The 17,571-nt window shown below is 72.9% G+C and carries 14 protein-coding genes; 3 read left to right on the forward strand and 11 right to left on the reverse strand.

Going from position 1 to position 17,571, the window contains the following annotated elements:
• Positions 1 to 270: 270 nt before the first annotated feature.
• Positions 271 to 690, reverse strand: a complete 420-nt coding sequence (locus D7M15_RS05955; protein ID WP_121516535.1) for a MerR family transcriptional regulator — start codon at positions 688 to 690, stop codon at positions 271 to 273.
• 231 nt (positions 691 to 921) lie between these two features.
• On the opposite strand from D7M15_RS05955, the gene D7M15_RS05960 reads away from it, so the two are divergent.
• Complete coding sequence (locus tag D7M15_RS05960) at positions 922 to 2,061, forward strand: alkene reductase (RefSeq protein ID WP_121516536.1); 1,140 nt, start codon at positions 922 to 924, stop codon at positions 2,059 to 2,061.
• Between the two features lie 247 nt (positions 2,062 to 2,308).
• Here the strand turns inward: D7M15_RS05960 and D7M15_RS05970 are convergent, their stop codons facing one another.
• From D7M15_RS05970 to D7M15_RS05985, 4 genes are all read right to left on the reverse strand, one after another.
• Entirely contained in the window at positions 2,309 to 3,670 is a 1,362-nt protein-coding gene (locus D7M15_RS05970; RefSeq protein WP_121516537.1) for a glutamine synthetase family protein, read from the reverse strand.
• A gap of 362 nt (positions 3,671 to 4,032) precedes the next feature.
• Positions 4,033 to 4,563, reverse strand: coding sequence for a DUF4232 domain-containing protein (locus D7M15_RS05975; protein ID WP_121516538.1), 531 nt, complete (start codon positions 4,561 to 4,563; stop codon positions 4,033 to 4,035).
• Positions 4,564 to 4,804: 241 nt separating this feature from the next.
• The gene (locus tag D7M15_RS05980) at positions 4,805 to 5,449 is read right to left on the reverse strand and encodes a GNAT family protein (RefSeq protein WP_121516539.1); all 645 of its coding nucleotides are present in this window, start codon (positions 5,447 to 5,449) and stop codon (positions 4,805 to 4,807) included.
• Positions 5,450 to 5,532: 83 nt separating this feature from the next.
• Complete coding sequence (locus tag D7M15_RS05985) at positions 5,533 to 6,564, reverse strand: ABC transporter substrate-binding protein (protein WP_121516540.1); 1,032 nt, start codon at positions 6,562 to 6,564, stop codon at positions 5,533 to 5,535.
• Positions 6,565 to 6,766: 202 nt separating this feature from the next.
• Here D7M15_RS05985 and D7M15_RS05990 point away from each other — a divergent pair, with 202 nt between their 5' ends.
• Positions 6,767 to 7,402, forward strand: coding sequence for a methyltransferase domain-containing protein (locus D7M15_RS05990; protein ID WP_121516541.1), 636 nt, complete (start codon positions 6,767 to 6,769; stop codon positions 7,400 to 7,402).
• 185 nt (positions 7,403 to 7,587) lie between these two features.
• Here the strand turns inward: D7M15_RS05990 and D7M15_RS05995 are convergent, their stop codons facing one another.
• Entirely contained in the window at positions 7,588 to 8,790 is a 1,203-nt protein-coding gene (locus D7M15_RS05995; RefSeq protein ID WP_121516542.1) for a S8 family peptidase, read from the reverse strand.
• A 329-nt stretch (positions 8,791 to 9,119) separates the two neighbouring features.
• Positions 9,120 to 10,157, reverse strand: coding sequence for a LuxR family transcriptional regulator (locus D7M15_RS06000; RefSeq protein WP_121516543.1), 1,038 nt, complete (start codon positions 10,155 to 10,157; stop codon positions 9,120 to 9,122).
• Positions 10,158 to 10,382: 225 nt separating this feature from the next.
• Here D7M15_RS06000 and D7M15_RS06005 point away from each other — a divergent pair, with 225 nt between their 5' ends.
• The gene (locus D7M15_RS06005) at positions 10,383 to 12,146 is read left to right on the forward strand and encodes an NAD+ synthase (protein WP_121520285.1); all 1,764 of its coding nucleotides are present in this window, start codon (positions 10,383 to 10,385) and stop codon (positions 12,144 to 12,146) included.
• Positions 12,147 to 12,262: 116 nt separating this feature from the next.
• Here D7M15_RS06005 and D7M15_RS06010 read toward each other — a convergent pair whose 3' ends face one another.
• The 4 genes from D7M15_RS06010 to D7M15_RS06025 form a co-directional block, all read right to left on the reverse strand.
• The gene (locus D7M15_RS06010) at positions 12,263 to 13,495 is read right to left on the reverse strand and encodes an MFS transporter (RefSeq protein WP_121516544.1); all 1,233 of its coding nucleotides are present in this window, start codon (positions 13,493 to 13,495) and stop codon (positions 12,263 to 12,265) included.
• A gap of 239 nt (positions 13,496 to 13,734) precedes the next feature.
• A complete protein-coding gene (locus D7M15_RS06015; protein ID WP_121516545.1) occupies positions 13,735 to 14,766 on the reverse strand; it encodes an endonuclease/exonuclease/phosphatase family protein in 1,032 nt (343 codons plus the stop codon).
• A gap of 211 nt (positions 14,767 to 14,977) precedes the next feature.
• Positions 14,978 to 15,685 (reverse strand): TetR/AcrR family transcriptional regulator, encoded by a 708-nt coding sequence (locus D7M15_RS06020; RefSeq protein ID WP_121520287.1) that lies wholly within the window; start codon positions 15,683 to 15,685, stop codon positions 14,978 to 14,980.
• Between the two features lie 59 nt (positions 15,686 to 15,744).
• A complete protein-coding gene (locus D7M15_RS06025) occupies positions 15,745 to 17,400 on the reverse strand; it encodes an MFS transporter (protein WP_121516546.1) in 1,656 nt (551 codons plus the stop codon).
• Positions 17,401 to 17,571 lie beyond the last annotated feature (171 nt).

Raw genomic sequence — 17,571 nt, forward strand, 5'->3', positions numbered from 1 at the left:
TCACGTCGTCCCGCGCCGTACGCCGTCACCACGTCGTACGCCGTCCACCGCGCCGGGTGCCACCACGCCGGGCGCCGTTCGCCGCACCCGTGCGCGGTCGCCCCGTACGTCACTCCCGGCCGCTCCCGCGAACCGGCCCGCCGACCATCATCACCGCGCCGGGGCCGCACGTCGACCTGCCCCGACGGTGCGTCGCGGCGGGGGCGTCGCGCGGGCACGTCGTGGCGGGGCGGAAGCGGGCGCGGTCGTCCGGCTCGTACGGGACCCGGCTCACGTACCGGCGGCGGTCGCCGTCCCCTCCGCGACGGGGCGTACGCCGCCCTCCGGCGCGCAGTGCTCACCCGCGTCGTGGGCGCGGCTGGAGGTGGCGATGATCGCGTCGAGCCGCTCCCGGGTGCCGGTCAGCTCGGTGATCTGCCCCTGGATACGGTCCCGTTCGGCCGTCAGGCGTCCCAGCAGCTCCGGCGTGACCTCGCCGGTCACGACGCAGGGCAGGATGCCCAGGATGGTCCTGCTGGACAGGCCCGCGCCGTACAGCCGCTGGATCATGCGGACCCGGTCGACCGCGTGGTCCGCGTACTGCCGCTGCCCGCCGGGGCTGCGCTCGGAGAACAGCAGGTGCTGCTCCTCGTAGTAGCGCAGGGCCCGTACGCTCACGCCCGTCCGCGCGGCCAGTTCACCGATGCGCACCGCTCCCCCGCCTCCCGTGTCGCTGTGTCCCCGTGTCCCGTCCGGGGTCCTGGTGTGTGATCCGGACGACATCACTTGCCTCTGACGTCAGTGTCAGGTTTTAGCGTAGCCGACACGGAGCCGCACGGACCCGCCCGTACCGGACGGAGGCGCGCTGCACCGGACCGTACGGCGCGCGCAGCCCGTACGGAACCGTACCGAACCACCCCCGGCACCCCTGGAGCGAACGCCATGACCAGCCTGTTCGACAGCCACCAGCTCGGCTCCCTGAAGCTGCCCAACCGCGTGGCGATGGCACCCATGACCCGCGCCCGCGCGACCACCGACGGCATGCCGACCGCCTCCATGGCGACGTACTACGCCCAGCGCGCCACCGCCGGACTCCTCGTCTCCGAGGGCGTGCAGCCCAGCCTCCAGGGCCAGTCCAACCCGTACACCCCCGGCCTGCACAGCCCCGAACAGGCCGCCGCCTGGCGGCCGGTGACCGACGCCGTACACACCAACGGCGGCCGCATCTTCGCCCAGCTCATGCACGGCGGACGCGTCGCGCACCCGGAGGTCGCGGGGTACGTACCGGTCGCCCCGTCCGCCGTACGGCTCGACGCCGAGCTGTTCACCGGCCCCAAGGGGCTGCTGCCCGCGCCCGTACCGCGCGCCCTCTCGACGGCCGAAGCGGCGGCCGAGGCGCGGGTGTTCGGGGAAGCGGCCCGCCACGCGGTCGACGGCGGCTTCGACGGCGTGGAACTGCACGGCGCCAACGGCTACCTGATCCAGCAGTTCCTCTCCACCAACGTCAACCGACGCACCGACGCGTACGGCGGCCCCGCCGCCCACCGCGTACGGTTCGCCGTCGAGGCGGCGGAGGCCGCCGTCGACGCGATCGGCGCGGACCGCGTCGGCATCCGCCTCTCCCCCGGCGGCACGGTGTGGGGCATGGCGGAGGACGACGCACCGGAGCTGTACGCGGCCCTGCTCGACGGGCTTGCCGCGCTGGACCTCGCGTACATCCACGTGCTGGTCGGGGACGACGAGGACGCGATGGTGGCGCTGCGCAAGGCGTGGCCGAACACGTTCATCGCCAACCCCGGCGGCCAGATCGGCCCCCGCCCCACCACCCACGCGGACGCCGAACACTGGCTCGGCCTGGGCGCCGACCTGGTCAGCTTCGGGCGCGCGTACATCGCCAACCCGGACCTGGTCGAACGGCTGCGCACGGGGGCGCCGTTGAGCGAGGACGACAAGACCACCTGGTACCAGGGCGGCGACACGGGCTACCTCGACTACCCGCACCACGTCCCGTCCGCCGAGCCTCTGCCGGAGGCGGGGGCGGGGGCGGGGGCGGGGGCGGGGGCGGGGGCGGGGGCGGCCTGAGGGGACCCGCGCGTGCGGGGGCGGGTCCATCCCCGCGCGTGCGGGGAGCAGTGCTGATCGCGGAGGCCGTGGAGGCGCCCGAGGGGTCCATCCCCGCACGTGCGGGGAGCAGGCTTGCTGAGCTGCGGGTTTGGGCGGGCTCGGGGTGGTCTGAGCAATTACTGGAGATGCGGACATTTCCCCCACCCCCGAAGTCCCGAGCGCCGCCCTCACAAGGCAGTCGTCAGCAGCCGGTTCACCCACCCCCTCACAACACCGGCAGGTTCTTCCGCAGTTCGAACGCCGTGACCTCCGAGCGGTACTCCTCCCACTCCTGCTTCTTGTTGCGCAGGAAGAAGTCGAAGACGTGCTCCCCCAGCGTCTCCGCGACCAGTTCGCTGCGCTCCATCAGCGTGATGGCCTCGCCGAGGTTCTGCGGGAGGGGTTCGATGCCCATGGCGCGGCGTTCGGAGTCGGAGAGGGCCCAGACGTCGTCGTCGGCGCCGGGGGGGAGTTCGTAGCCCGCTTCGATGCCCTTGAGTCCGGCGGCGAGGAGTACGGCGTACGCGAGGTACGGGTTGGTGCCGGAGTCGAGGGAGCGGACCTCGATGCGGGCGGAGCCGGTCTTGCCGGGCTTGTACATCGGTACGCGGATGAGCGCCGAACGGTTGTTGTGCCCCCAGCAGATGTACGACGGCGACTCGCCGCCCTCGCCCGCCGTGCGCTGGGAGCCGCCCCAGATGCGCTTGTACGAGTTCACCCACTGGTTGGTGACGGCGGAGATCTCGCCCGCGTGCCGGAGGAGGCCGGCGATGAACGAGCGGCCGACCTTGGAGAGTTGGTACTCGGAGCCGGACTCGTAGAAGGCGTTGCGGTCGCCCTCGAAGAGGGAGAGGTGGGTGTGCATGCCGGAGCCCGGGTACTCCGAGAAGGGTTTCGGCATGAACGTCGCCTGCACGCCCTGTTCCAGCGCCACCTGCTTCATGACGAGCCGGAAGGTCATGATGTTGTCGGCGGTGGACAGCGCGTCGGCGTACCGCAGGTCGATCTCCTGCTGGCCGGGGGCGCCCTCGTGGTGGGAGAACTCGACGGAGATGCCCATCGATTCGAGCATGGTGATCGCCTGCCGCCGGAAGTCCTGGCCGACGTGCTGCGGTGTGTGGTCGAAGTAGCCGGACGAGTCGGCGGGGGTGGGGCGGGTGCCGTCGACCGGCTTGTCCTTGAGCAGGAAGAACTCGATCTCGGGGTGCGTGTAGAAGGTGAATCCGAGGTCGGAGGTACGGGCGAGGGTCCGCTTGAGCACGTAGCGCGGGTCGGCGTACGAGGGCGAGAGGTCCGGCATCAGGATGTCGCAGAACATCCGCGCGGTGCCGGGCGCCTCGGCCCGCCAGGGCAGGATCTGGAACGTGCCGGGGTCGGGCTTGGCGATCATGTCCGACTCGTAGACGCGGGCGAAGCCCTCGATCGCGGACCCGTCGAAGCCGATGCCCTCGTCGAACGCCTGCTCAAGCTCGGCGGGTGCGACGGCGACGGATTTCAGGAACCCGAGGACATCGGTGAACCAGAGCCGGACGAACCGGATGTCGCGTTCTTCGAGCGTCCGGAGCACGAATTCCTGCTGCTTATCCATATCCACCATCCTCGCTGGTCAAGCCGCCTGCCGCGACGCCTCGGCGCACAAGGGGGCACGTCGCGGCACACGACCATCCCACCACAGGTTTTCGCGGGCGTTACGGCCCCGCGCCCCGCGCCTGGCGGGTGTGCCCCGGTACGGGTGCGGCGCGGAGGCGCCCCCGTACGGCGCGGGGTGGCCGTACGGGGGCGCGGGTTCCGGCCCGCTGCGGGGCCGGGGCGGCCGGACGTCTCGGTCCGGGCGGGTCCGGCGTGGTCAGGGCCGGCCCGGCCGGGGAGGCGGGGCCGCCGGACCGGCCGCGTTCCGTCGGGGAACGCGGCCGGTCAGGGCGTGGCCGGTGGATCAGCCGTGGGACGCGGTCAGTTGGGGAAGGGGACGGCGTCGGAGGCGTCGGCGTGCCAGTTGGTGGCGATGGGGTCGATCACGGTGGCGGTGCTCGGCAGTTCGAGAGTGACCGAGTGCGTCGTGTCGCCCAGCAGCGACAGGTGCAGGAAGTCGTACTGCAAGCCGCCGTCCTCGTTCACCGGCTTCGGGTTGATCCCCGCGTACGCCTCCGTGTCACCCGTCAGCCGCACGCTGTCCGACACCGCCTGCTGCGCCGGGGACACCTCGCTGTCCGCCGACGAACCGAACGACGCCGACGGGTACACGCCCTCCAACCAGCACGTGACCCCCGGCTTCGCCTTCGCCGTGATCTGGTAGTAGCCACCCGCCTGCGACTTCTCACTCACCGAGAAGTCCAGGTCGTTCGTCCCGCACGTGGGCTCCACCCCACCCGAGGCACCACCCGACGCGGCGGTCGCCGTGACGGCCGCGCCACCGGCGAGCGCCAGCCCCGCGACGGCGGCCAGGACGAGACGGGCGGGACGGGAGGACATACGTGCACGCATCGGAATCTCCATGGGTTCGGATCGGTGCGTCCGGCGGATCGACCGGACGACCGCAGCGTGTCCGGTGATCCGTCCCGGCCGCCACGGATGGCGGGCCATCCGGGACGCTGGAACGCCGGAACAGGCCCTGACCTGCGGGAACACCGACCGCCTGGAACGGCTTCCCGGGACGCCCGGCCATGTCGTACGGGGTCCCGCGACCCCGCCGTACGGGTTTCCGCGCCTGGTCGACGGGCGCGCCCTAGGCCAGCCCCAGCACCGGCAGGCACTCCGCGACGCCGCTGAGTTCGATGTCGTTCCGGCGGTGCCGCTCCCACGTGTCGCGGGTCAGCCGCCAGCGCTGGATGCGCGCGGGTTCGCCGCGGCGGGTGTCCCAGTCGGCGCCGTTCGGCTCGTAGCCGAGGGCGCGGGAGACGCCGTTGGAGGCCACGTTGTCGACGAACGCGTCGCTGCCCGCCTCCTGGGCGCCGAGCCCGGCGAAGGCAAGTTCCAGCAGGGCCGCCCGCATCTCCTTGCCGAGGCCGCGGCCGCGCGCGCCGGGCGCCAGCCACGCGAAGCTGGACACCGTGCCGAAGCGCGCGAAGTCGGTGGCGACGAGGTCCTGCGTGCCGACGGGTTCGCCGTCGACGAGCACCGCGAAGTACAGCCGCCAGGCGTCCGGGCTCATCCGGGAGCGGCCCGCCCAGACGGCGCGCAGCCAGCGCCACTCGCGTTCGGGGTTGTCGGCGTAGAACGAGATCGGGTCGTCGAACGGCCACGGCTCGGTGTCGGCGATCCCGGCCCGTACGAGCGGTACGAGTCGTTCCAGCAGGTCGTCGGTGGCTCCGGCCAGGGTGAGGCGGGGCGTGCGGACCGCGAGGTTCAGCGGGGGGTAGGTGTGGGGCACGTACCGACGCTAGCCAGGGGGCCGGGGCGCCGCACCCGGGTTTCCCGGCGCCCCGCCACGGCCCGCCACGGCCTCCCGCGGGCTCACGCGTCGAGCCGCTTCGCCTTCCCGAGCGCGGCGGCCAGGCCCTCGACCACGGGCGCCCAACCGAGGTGGCTGCACCGCTCCTCCATGGCCCAGGGCAGGGTCTGCCCGGCCTTCACGGCGGGGAGCCCGGCCCAGACGGGGTGCTCGGCGAGGTCCTTCTCGCTCGGGGCGGCGGTGCGGTTGTCGAGCAGCAGCAGGTCGGCGTGGTACTTGTCGGCGTTCTCCCAGCTGAGGAACTCCCAGAAGCCCCACTTGTCGCTCTTCTTCCCCTCCACGAACTCGACGCCGAGGTCCTTGAAGTAGTGCAGGTCGACGTACGAGTCGGGCACGGCCACGTACATCTGCTCCGCGTCCCCCGTCATGGCCAGCACCTTCAGGCCGCGCTTCGCCTTCGCGGCGTCGCGCAGCGTCCGCTCCGCGCGGCGGAAGCGCTCCTTGGCCGCGGTGACCTTCGCGGCCTGGAGGTCGGCGCCGAGGGAGGCGGCCAACTCCTCGTACTTCTTGAGGGGTTCGAGCAGGGACGCGTGCGCGAACGAGATGCCCGCCGTGGGCGCGAGCCGGGCGATCTTCTTGCTGGACTCGGCCGGTACGAACCACAGGTCGGGCGGCGGGAACATGTTGCTGACGAGCAGGTCGGGGCGCAGCTCCGCGTACTTCTCGATGTTGAAGTCGCCGAAGGCCGTGCCCAGGCTGGTGAGGCCGTCCGGGCTGAGGGCGCCGAGCTGCGGATTGGGCTTGCCGTCGACGGGCTCGCTGGGGCCGAAGATCCCGGCGCACTCCACGCCGTAGTCGTGGAGTGCGGCGGCGGTGCTGACGTACGCGACGATGCGTTCCGGCCGCTTGTCGGCCTTCAGCTTCTTCCCGCGGTCGTCGGTGAAGGTCCAGGGGCCGGAGGCGCCGGAACCGTCGCCGCCCGAGCCGCCGTCGTCGTCGCCGCATGCCGTGAGGAGGGCGCCGAGGCCCAGCGCGCCGCCCGTGGCGAGCAGTCCGCGGCGGGAAAGAGGGGTGCCGGGAAGGGAGTTGGACACCGGGGGCTCACTCTCGGAACGGGTGGGGGCGGGTGGGTTTAGGCAAGGCTAACCTCATCCGTTCACTGGCCGAAAGTCACCCCCGGTGTCGGAGGTGCGTGCGGCGAAGCGAACATGCCGGAACGGCATGAAACTTTGCCGCCGGCCCGGACCGCGCCGCATCGTGCGAGGGACCAGCCCGCCCCGAGCGAAAGAGGCACCGATGCACGAGACCACCGACTCCGCGACCTTCTGGGAGACCCACTACAGCGGGCTCGACGCCAGTTGGGGCACGCGGCCCAACGAGGTGCTGGCCGCCCTCGTCACCGACCTCGCCCCCGACCCGGGCACCGCGCTGGACCTGGGCTGCGGGCACGGCGGTGACGCGCTCTGGCTCGCCGGACGCGGCTGGGACGTCACCGCGACCGACGTGTCGGCCACCGCGCTGGGCCGGGTCGCCGCGGGCGCGGCGGACGCCGGGCTGGCCGACCGCGTGCGCACCGACCGGCACGACCTCGCCGCGACCTTCCCGGAGGGCTCGTACGACCTCGTCAGCGCCTGCTACTTCCACACCCCCGTCGACCTCCCCCGCGCGCGGGTGCTGCGCCGCGCCGCGCGCGCGGTGGCGCCGGGCGGGCTGCTGGTCGTGGTGGACCACGCCTCCGTGGCGCCCTGGTCCTGGCGGACGGACGAGGAGGTGCGCTTCCCGGCGCCCGAGGAGGCGTTGGCCTCGCTGGCGCTCGACGACGGCTGGCGGACCGAGCGGTGCCACGCGCCCCGGCGCGTCGCGACCGGGCCCGGCGGGCAGCGGGCGGAGGTGACGGAGAACGTCGTGGTGGTACGGCGCGCGGCCCGCTGAAGCGCGCACCGCCGCCCGGTCGCGGACAGGACGCCGTACGCGGGGCAGGACGCCGTACGCGCCGCGTGGCGCACCAACGCCGACCGCGGCCCTGCGCTTGCGCGCGGGACCGCGGTCGGTTGTGGGGGGTGTGTTGCGATGGATCGTCAGGCGACGGTCCGAACCTTCGTCAACCCGTCAGGGTGTCACTCGACGATGTTGAGCAGCAGGTTCGGGGAGCCCTCGCCGGGGTTGCCGACGACGTCGGCCGAGGCACCGTCGGTCAGCGCCTTGGAGACGTCCTCGGGGGTGGCGTCGGTGTGACCGGCCAGGTAGACGGCCGCGGCGCCCACCACGTGCGGGGTGGCCATCGACGTGCCCGAGAGGGTCTCGGTCGCGTCGTCGCCGGTGTTGTAGCCCGCGGTGATGTCCACGCCCGGGGCGTAGATGTCCAGCACCTCACCGAAGTTGGAGAAGTCGGCCTGCGCGTCGGTGTCGTCCGTGGCACCGACCGTGATGGCCTCCTTCACCCGCGCCGGGGAGGAGCTGCCGGCGTCCGAGCCCTCGTTGCCCGCGGCGACACCGTAGGTGACACCGGAGGCGATCGAGTTCTTGACGGCCTCGTCCAGGGCCTCGTCCGCGCCGCCGCCGAGCGACATGTTGGCGACCGACGGGCCCTCGTGGTTCTCGGTGACCCAGTCGATGCCCGCGACGACGCCCTCGGTGGTGCCGGAGCCCTGGTCGTCGAGGACGCGGACGCCGACGACGCTGGCCTTCTTGGCCACGCCGTACTTCTCACCCGCGACGGTGGTCGCCACGTGCGTGCCGTGGCCGTTGCCGTCCTGGGCCTCTTCGTCGTTGTCGACGGCGTCGAAGCCGTCCTCGGCGCGACCGCCGAGGTCCGAGTGCGTCTTGAGCACGCCGGTGTCGATGATGTACGCCGTGACGCCCTCACCGGCGGCGTCCGGGTACGTGTACTTCTCGTCGAGCGGCAGCTCGGGCTGGTCGATGCGGTCCAGGCCCCAGTTCTCGGGGCTGGGCTGCTCGCCGGAGATCTTGTGCTGCTGGTTGGCGTACACCTTGTCGACCGCCGGGTCGGCGGCCAGTTCCTTCGCGTCCTGCGCGGACATCGACGCGGAGTAGCCGTTCAGCGCGTGGCTGAACGTGCGCTTCACCTTGCCGCCGTGGTCCGCGACGACCGACTTGCCGTCCGCTGAGGACGCCTTGAAGGCCGACTTCTTGAGCGTGACGATGTAGCTGCCCTTGATCGCCGTCTCGGACTTCGCACCGACGACCGTGCCCTCCGCGGGAGCGGCGTTGGCGCTGGGCAGGGCCACCACCGTGCCGATGGCCGCGGCGGCGACCGCGGCGGAGATCCCGACGGCGAACTTCTTGCGCTTTGCTGCCATAACCGAGGGTCCTTTTCCTGTGGGGGTAGGCGCCGTGTGAGGACGCTTGCGGAGCAGCCAAGCGCATTCACTGGCGAGTAACAAGGGCTGTGGAGAAACGGGCAATTGGCGCTTCGGTCAGCAATACGGGTCGAGTCGCCGCCTCGTTTTACGATCCCCTTACTCGATCCTTCCCCGCACGTTTGAGATCCGGAACGCCCACGGGGCCCGGCCCCGGCCTCCCCCACCGGACCGCGCCCCCGCGTCGGGCCGCCACCGACCGCCCCTGACCGGCCCGTTCACCCGGATCGGGGCGCGGGTCCCGGCGAGGGCACGGCCCCCGGCCCCGCTCAGCCCTCCGGCGTACGGTCCTCGCCCGGCGCCACGAACCCCTGCCCCGCGGCCCGCAGTCCGAGCTGGAAGCGGGTCGTCGCCCCGAACCGTTTCATCAGGTTCCGCATCCGGCGCTGGAACGTGCGGTGGCTGATGCCCAGTTGCCGCGCCATGACCTGGTCGGTGAGGCCCGTGCTGAGCAGCGCCAGGAGCCTTCCGTCCTCGTCCGGTTCGGGTCCGCCCGGCGTCGCGCCGGAGCGCTCCGCGAGGTGGTCGCTGAGCGGCAGCGCGCCCGCCCACAGCACCTCGAAGAACTCGCACAGCGCCTCCAGCAGCCCCGAGGGGTGCACGACGACGCTGCTGGCCACCTCGTACGGCGCCGCGCGCAGCGGGACCAGGCCGAGGCGGTCGTCGGCGATCATCATCTTCGTGGGCGTGTGGGCCATCACCCGGGCCTCCTCGCCCAGTTCGGCGCAGGCCTCGATGTCCATGTCCAGGCGGTGGAAGGTGGCCAGGCCGTCCATGTCGTAGATCACGCGGTAGCCGACGCCGCGCCGCATGGTCTGCTCCTGGAGCGGCATCATCCCGGTCCTCGGATCCCGCCGGTCCGGACCGCTGTTGACGTACGGCGGCCGGTCGATGCCGCGGATCTGCTGGCGCGCGCTGCGCTGCAACTGGTCGACCTGCTGGATCACGGCCGCCCGGCCGGTGACGATCTCCACGACGTCGGTCGGGTCGCGGGTGTCGCTGTTCGCCCGGAAGCGGGCGGCGAGCTGCTGCACATGGCGCCGCGCGCGCTGCAACTCCTCCTCGCGGGCGGCCAGGAGCGTGTCGAACGCCACGTCCGGCGAGACCGGCAGGTAGCGGTCCGGTTCGCCGCGGGAGCCGCTCACGCGCTCGACGAGGTTCAACTCCTGAAGCGCCGTCAGCGTCGCCCGTATCCGGGTGGCCGGGACGCCCAGCGCGGCCCGCAGGTCGGGCACGGTGAACGCCCCGTCGACGAGCGCCTCGTAGGTCTGCTGCTGTACGGGGTCCAGATCCAGCGCCTCCAGCATGGACGCATCATGTTCGGCATGGCGAGTTCGCGTCAATGTCGTAACCCCGCCAACCCGCGCGGAGGTCGACGCGCGTGGACCCGTACAGGGCTCGTACGCGGCGCGCGCACCGGGCGCGTACGGGACGGCTCGGCCGCCGCGCGTACGCGGGGTCCCGGTGGCGGCGGGAGGGAGGGCGCGGGCCGCCCACCCCATCGCGTCAGTAAGACGATTACAGTGGAGGGCGTGCCTCAACTACGTCTCGCCCTGAATCAGATCGACTCGACCGTCGGGGATCTCGACGGCAACTCCGCGGCCGTCGTCCACTGGACGCGGCACGCCGTCCGGCAGGGGGCGCACCTGGTCGCGTTCCCCGAGATGATGCTCACCGGCTACCCCGTCGAGGACCTGGCGCTGCGCGCCTCGTTCGTCGAGGCGAGCCGCGCCGCGCTGCGCGCGCTGGCCCGGCGGCTGGCCGACGAGGGCTTCGGGGACACCCCCGTCGTCGTCGGCTACCTGGACCGCGCCGAGCAGCCGCAGCCCCGTTACGGCCAGCCCGCGGGCGCCCCGCGGAACGCCGCCGCGGTGCTGCACGGCGGTGAGGTGGTGCTGACGTTCGCCAAGCACCACCTGCCCAACTACGGCGTGTTCGACGAGTTCCGCTACTTCGTGCCGGGCGAGACGCTGCCGGTGGTCCGGGTGCGCGGCGTGGACGTGGCGCTGGCCATCTGCGAGGACCTGTGGCAGGACGGCGGCCGGGTGCCCGCGGCCCGTACGGCCGGTGCCGGGCTGCTCGTGTCGGTGAACGCGTCGCCGTACGAGCGGGACAAGGACGACACCCGGCTGGAGCTGGTCCGCAAGCGGGCGCAGGAGGCGGGCTGCACCACGGCGTACCTGGCGATGATCGGCGGGCAGGACGAGCTGGTCTTCGACGGCGACTCGATCGTGGTGGACCGGGAGGGGCGGGTGATCGCGCGGGCGCCGCAGTTCGAGGAGGGCTGCGTGGTGCTCGACCTGGAGCTGCCCGCGGCGGGCCCGGTGCCGTCCGGCACGGTCGACGACGGGCTGCGGATCGACCACGTGACGCTGTCGGCGGAGCCGCTGCCCGCGTACGAGCCGGAGGTGACGGGCAGCGAGGCGCCGCGTCTGGAGGACGCCGAGGAGGTCTACACGGCGCTGGTCGTGGGCCTGCGCGCGTACGCCGCGAAGAACGGCTTCCGCTCGGTGCTCGTCGGTCTCTCCGGCGGCATCGACTCGGCGTTGACGGCGTCGATCGCGTGCGACGCGGTCGGCGCGGACAACGTGTACGGCGTCGCGATGCCGTCCCGCTACTCCTCCGACCACTCCGTCGAGGACGCGGAGGAGCTGGCCCGCCGTACGGGGCTGCGGCTGCGCACCGTGCCGATCGCCCCGATGTTCGACGCGTACATGGAGTCGCTGGGCCTCACCGGTCTCGCCGAGGAGAACCTCCAGTCGCGGCTGCGCGGCACGACGCTGATGGCGCTGTCCAACCAGGAGGGCCACATCGTGCTCGCCCCGGGCAACAAGTCCGAGCTGGCGTGCGGCTATTCGACGCTCTACGGCGACTCGGTCGGCGCGTACGGGCCGATCAAGGACGTCTACAAGACGACCGTCTTCCGCCTCGCGGAGTGGCGCAACCGCGCCGCCGCCGAGCGCGGTCACACCCCGCCGATCCCGGAGCGTTCCATCACGAAGCCGCCCAGCGCGGAGCTGCGCCCGGACCAGCTCGACACGGACTCGCTGCCGGACTACGAGGTGCTGGACCGCGTACTGGAGCTGTACGTGGACCAGGACCGGGGCCGGGACGAGATCATCGCGCGCGGCTTCGACGCCGAACTGGTCACGCGTGTGCTGCGGTTGACGGACGGCGCGGAGTACAAGCGGCGGCAGTACCCGCCGGGCACGAAGATCTCCGCGAAGGGCTTCGGCAAGGACCGGCGGCTGCCGATCACCAACCGCTGGCGCGAGACCGGCGAGACCGGCGACTGACGCGCGCCGTACGCGGGGACGCGAGCACGAGGACGTACGCGCGGGGACCGGCTCCCGGGGAGAGGAGCCGGTCCCCGCGCGCGTGGCGGGCGGTCGTACGGGGGCACGTACGGGCCTCAGCCGCGTACGGTCTCGCGTCCCACCGCCGGGGCGGCGGTCTCCCCCGTGCCCGGCGCGCGGGCCACGACCCGCGAGACGGAGCCGGTCGTGGGCCGGTCCAGGACGCCCGCGAGCAGGGCGACGCCCAGCCCGGCCGCCGCGAGGACCGCGCCGACGAGCATCGGCGAGGTCCAGCCCCAGCCCGCCGCGATGGCGAGGCCGCCGAGCCAGGCGCCGCCCGCGTTGGCGAGGTTGAACGCGGAGTGGTTGGACGCGGAGGCCAGCGTGGGCGCGTGCCGGGCCTTCTGCATGACGAGCATCTGGAGCGGCGTCGTCGTCATGAAGCCGACGGCGCCGAGCACCGCGACCATCACCAGCGCCGCCCACTTGACGTCGACCACGGCGTGGAAGACGAGCAGCGACACGGCGAGCGCGGCCAGCGACCCGTACAGCGTGGGCCGCAGCGCGCGGTCGGTCAGCGGCCCGGCGGCCAGCGCGCCGAGCGTCATGCCGATGCCGAACAGCGCCAGCACGAGCGTGACGGAGGACTCGGCGAAGCCGGTGACCTCGGTCATCATCGACGCCAGGTAGCTGTAGACGGCGAAGACGCCGCCGAAGCCGAGGACGGCCGTGAGCAGCCCGAGCAGCACCTGCCGGTCGCCCAGCGCGCGGATCTCGTGCCGTACGCCGCGCTGTTCCTCGGCCGGGAGCGCGGGGACGAGCGCGGCGAGCGCCACCATGGCGACCACGCCGATGCCGGTGACGACGAGGAAGGTGGCCCGCCAGCCGAGGGCCTGGCCGAGGGCGGTCCCGGCCGGTACGCCGACGATGTTGGCGACGGTCAGCCCCAGGAACATGGTGGCCACGGCGCGCGCCCGCCGGTCCTCGGCCACCAGCCGGGCGGCGACGACGGCGCCGACGCCGAAGAACGCGCCGTGCGGCAGTCCGGCGAGCAGCCGTCCCGCGAGCAGCGTGCCGTAGTCGGGGGCGAGGGCGGAGGCGAGGTTGCCCGCGGCGAAGACACCCATGAGCAGGACGAGCATGCGGCGGCGCGGTACGCGGTTGCCGACGGCGGTGAGCAGCGGCGCGCCGACGACGACGCCGACGGCGTAGGCGGAGACGAGGTGGCCGGCGGTGGGCACCGAGGTGTGGAGGTCGTCCGCGACGTTGGGCAGCAGGCCCATCATGACGAACTCGGTCGTGCCTATTCCGAAGGCGCTGATCGCGAGAGCGAGCAAGGCCAGGGGCATGGCGGTGGGACCTTTCGGGGCGGGGGCGGGCCGACGGCCGCACGGCGTGCGGGCGTACGGGCTCACGGGGCGGGGCAGGGCGGGATCGGGCGCCGGGAGGGGATGGGGACGCGGGTTCCGGCGGTTTATGTTCTCAAGCTGAACAAACTCTACAGCCCGCTTTGTTCCCCCGCGAAACGCGCACGTTTCGACCAGGCGAACTCTTCGCGGAGCGCGGCCCGAGGGGGCCTACGGGTGGCTCAGAGGTCCATCGACGCGGCCACCGGCAGGTGGTCGCTGCCCGTCGCGTCCATCGTCCACGACGACGTGGGGTCCATCCCCCGCACCATGATCTGGTCGATGCGCGCCATCGGGAACGACGCGGGCCAGCTGAAGCCCATCCCGTCCCCGCTCGCGCCCTGCGTGGAACGCAGCTGCGCGGTGACGGGCGCCAGCGCGCGGTCGTTCATCGTGCCGTTGAGGTCCCCGAGCAGCACCACCCGGCGTACGGGGTCCGCGTCGATGCTCCGCCCCAGCAGCTCCGCGCTGTCGTCCCGCTGCCCGGCCGTGAAGCCGGACCGGAACTGCACGCGTACGGACGGGAGATGGGCCGCGTACACCGCCACGTCCCCCTGCGGCGTCGCCACCGTCGTGCGCAGCGCGCGCTTCCAGCCGAGGCCGATGTCGACGTGCGCGGAGTCCTTCAGCGGGTAGCGGCTCCAGACGCCGACGGTGCCCTGGACCTCGTGGTACGGGTACGCCTCCGCGAGTTCCCTCGCGTACACCCCGACCCGGCCGCTCGTGACCTCCTCCAGCGCGATGACGTCGGCGCGGGAGCCGACGAGCTGGTGCGCGGTGCCGACGGGGTCGGCGTTCTCCGCGTTGACGTTGTGGGTGACGACGGTGAAGTCCCCACGGGGGCCGCCCCGGTCGGACACCAGGCCGCCGAAGAGGTCCATCCAGACGAGCGTCGGGACCAGCAGCGCGACGAGCGCCGGTACGGAGCGGCGGACCACGGCGCAGACCAGCAGCACCGGGACGAGCAACCCGCCCCAGGGCAGGAACGTCTCCCACAACGAACCGAGGTTGCCGACCGCGTTGGGGACCTCCGCGTGCAACGCGAGCGCCAGGCCGAGGGCCAGCGCGACGGCGGCCAGCACCCAGCCGCGCCGCCACCTGTCCTCGCCGCCCCAGCCGCCGAACGCCCGCCGCAGCCGTTCCGCCGATCCGCGGGGACGTGCGGGGCGACCGTCGACAGAATCCGCGGCTTCCGCGGTGAACACCCGTGCCATGCGCCGTCCTCAATCACCGTGCAGCTGACTGAGGGAACCATAGGCGACCGCGGGCGATCACCGCGAAGCCGGTAAACCGCACGATTCGTGCGGTTCGGGACGCCGGGCCCCTCCAGTCCGTACCCAGTGCAGGACGAACGGCGCGGCACGACGGGTTCCGGCGGGCCCGTACGGTCGGGGCGGCTGTGACAGAACCCGCACATCCCGCAGGTCACACGGGGGCCGCGGGCTCCCCCGGGCCGCCGGTGGACGCGCCGGGGCCGGTCGTACGCGCGCCCGGTCCGCCCGTACGCGCCCCCGCGCCCGTGGCGACGCCGCGCAGCACGCCGTCCACGATCCGCTCGGCCAGCCCCTCGGGCAGGTCCCGGCCCTCGTGCAGGATCGCGCGGACGAGCATCGGCCCGGTGAACAGCTCGCCCAGCAGCTCGATCCCGATGTCATCCCGGAGTTCACCGGCGGCCACCCCGCGCCGCAGCACGTCGTACAGCGCCCGCCTGCGCGCCTCGATCACCGTGTCGTGGTACTCGCGCCACAGCTCCGGGTGGCTGCGCAGGTGGCTGATCATCGTGCGCATCAGCACCGAGTCGCGCTTGGCCAGGCCGCGTCGGCGCAGCTGTTCCAGCAGGGCGACGAGGTCGTCGCGTACGGACGCGCCGAGTGGCGCGGCCACCGGCTCGTCGAGGGTCCGCATCACGTCGAGCAGGAGCGCGTCCTTGCCGGGCCACCGGCGGTAGACGGTGGCCTTGCCGACCCCGGCGGTACGGGCGATGCCCTCGATGGAGAGGGCGTCGACGCTCGCCCCCTCCTCCAGCAGCCGCAGTACGGCCTCGATGATCGCCGTGTCGGCGGCGGCGTTGCGGGGGCGGCCCCGGCGCGCGCCGGGGGCTCCCGCGCCGGGCGCCGGGGCGGGCGCGGGCACGCGCGCCTCCCCCGGGTCGCCGCGCTGCCCCGACCCCTCCGGCCGTACGTCCCGCGCGGTCACGGCGTACCGCCGCCCCGGCCCGCCGCCGCCCGGTCGCCGCCCCCGGCGCCGTCCGGGTCACCGGCTCCGCCGGGCCCGCCCGGCCCGCCGGGTCCGGTCGCCTTCTCGGCGGGCTTCCCCGGCAGCCAGATCGCCACGACCAGCGCGCCGACGAGCGCCACCCCGGCCGCGCCCAGCACGGTGACGTGCATCGCGTCGATGAACGCGGCCTTCGCCGGATCGACCAGCACACGGCCCGCCGGGCCGAGCCGGTCCGCGACGGCGAGCGTGCCCTCGATCGACTCGCCCGCCGCGTGCCGCGCCTCCGGCGGCACCCGTCGCAGGTCGTCCTCGATGCCGGAGCGGTACGTGGCGGACAGCAGCGACCCCAGTACGGCGACCCCCAGCGAACCGCCCACCTGCCGGAACGTGTTGTTGACCGCCGAGCCCGAACCGGCCTTCTCGCGCGGCAGCGCCTGCATGATCGACACCGTCGCGGGCGGCATGACGTGCGCCATCGCGGAACCCATCACGAAGTAGATGACCTCCAGCACCCACAGGGGCGTGTCCTGGTCGAGGAGGACGAAGGCGGACATCGCCAGACCGACCAGCGTCAGCCCGGTGGCGCACACCGCCTTGGCCCCGAACCGTTCCACGACCAGCCGCGCGCGCGGCGCGAAGATCATCTGCGCGACGGCGAGCGGCAGCAGCAACAGCCCGGCGGTGAGCGGCGAGTAGCCACGGACGCTCTGCATGTAGAAGACGCTGAAGAACGTGACGCCCATCAGCGCGAAGAAGACCAGCGCGATGGCGGCGACGGCGGCCGAGAAGGCGGGGTCGCGGAAGTAGCCCATGTCCAGGGCGGGATGGTCGCTGCGCTTCTCGTGCAGCACGAACGCGGTGAGCAGCGCCAGCCCCGCTCCGGCGGTGGCGAGCACCTCGGGGTCCGTGAAGTCCGCGAGCTGGCCGCCCTTGATGATCCCGTACACGAGCAGCACCAGCCCCGCCACGGACAGCAGCACGCCGGTCGGATCGACACGGCCGGGCGCCGGGTCGCGCGAATCGGGGACGAGGACGGCCATGGCGATCACGGCGACGACCACGATCGGCACGTTGACCAGGAAGACCGAGCCCCACCAGTAGTGCTCCAGCAGTACGCCCCCGGTGATCGGACCGACGGCGATGGCGAGCCCCACGGCGCCCGCCCATATGCCGATGGCCTTGGCCTGCTCCTCGCGCTCGAAGACGTTCATGAGGATGGCGAGCGTGGCGGGCATCACGAAGGCGCCACCGAGGCCCATCAGGGCGCGGAAGCCGATGAGTTCGGCCGGGGAGTCGGAGATCGCGGCGAGCACGGAGCCGAGGCCGAAGACGAGCATGCCGAAGAGGAGGACCTTCTTGCGGCCGATCCGGTCGCCCAGCAGCCCGGCGGTGAACAGCAGCCCGGCGAAGACCAGCGTGTACGAGTTGATCGCCCACTCCAGCTCGCTCTGCCCGGCGCCCAGGCCGGTCGGGGCGGGCTGGGCGATGGTCTTCATCGCGACGTTGAGGATGGAGTTGTCGAGGACGACGATCAGCACGCTGAACATCAGCACGCCGAGGATGGCCCAGCGGCGCCGGTGTACGGCCTCGGGTACGGCCGGGGACGGGGCCCCGGAGACGGAAGCACTCATACGGCCCAGCGTAGACCCGTTTCGATACGGGGGCGTCTCGTATCGTAAAGGGACGGTCAAGGGGCTCCGGGACCGTCGTCGGGGCGACGTTCCGGGGTCCACGGATACGGGCACCGGGAGGGCGGGGACGGGCCTTCCGCGCGGCTCCCGGTCGTGCCAGCATGGACGGGA

The organism is Streptomyces sp. Z26 (assembly GCF_003665095.1).
Lineage (GTDB): Bacteria > Actinomycetota > Actinomycetes > Streptomycetales > Streptomycetaceae > Streptomyces > Streptomyces phytohabitans.